This window comes from Planotetraspora sp. A-T 1434 (assembly GCF_025420585.1).
Classification (GTDB): Bacteria; Actinomycetota; Actinomycetes; order Streptosporangiales; family Streptosporangiaceae; genus JAOEGB01.
In genome coordinates this window covers 1-683 of record NZ_JAOEGB010000095.1, presented here as the reverse complement: position 1 = coordinate 683, position 683 = coordinate 1, and the positions used below count along the sequence as shown (strand labels likewise).

General features: G+C 66.0%; 1 protein-coding gene. It reads right to left on the bottom strand.

Annotation, left to right across the window (positions count from 1 at the left end):
- Positions 1 to 427 precede the first annotated feature (427 nt).
- Positions 428 to 683: NAD(P)-dependent oxidoreductase (locus tag N5079_RS35105; RefSeq protein WP_315967906.1), on the bottom strand; the 256-nt coding region annotated here is incomplete at its 5' end.

Here is a 683-nt window from a genome sequence, read left to right as displayed (position 1 = left end):
GACGACCTCGACACCACCCGGGTGGAACTCGCCACCAAACTGGTCGTCCGCGAAAGCACCGCCCCCGCCACGAACTAGAACACCGTTCACCCGACCCACCCGCGTGATCATGCACGGTTTCCCGGAAAGCCCGGGGACCTGGGGCTTTCTGAATCGTGATCATGCATGGATTTCTCCGCGCGCGGCCTGACCAGTACCGCCGTCGTTTGTGATCATGCAGTGCCCCGTCCGATGGGTGCGACCTCGTCATGCATGATCACGTAAGACAAAGCTCCAGGTGAGGTGGTCTATGCGGGAACACGTGCATGATCACGCCGTGTGAAGCGCCAGGTAGGACGATGCATGGGGGAACATGCGCATGATCACGCCAGCGGGGAGGGAGTCAGTCCTACGTGACCACCGCGCGCTCGTTCCTCAGGCCGGAGCGTCAGGCTGTGACCGACAGGGCGGCCGGCTCGACGGCGTGGCGCGGCGGTCTTCCCTCGATGACCCGCCACACCTCGTCCAGGGCCTGTGCGCCCAACCGCAGGAGTTCGGTGCCCAGGGAACCGGCCACGTGCGGCGTGAGGATGACGTTGGGGAGATCCCACAGCGGCGAGTCCGCCGGGGTGACCTCCGGCTCGGTCACGTCAAGAACGGCCGAGATCCGGCCCCGGCGCAACTCTCCCTCGAGGGCGTCCTGG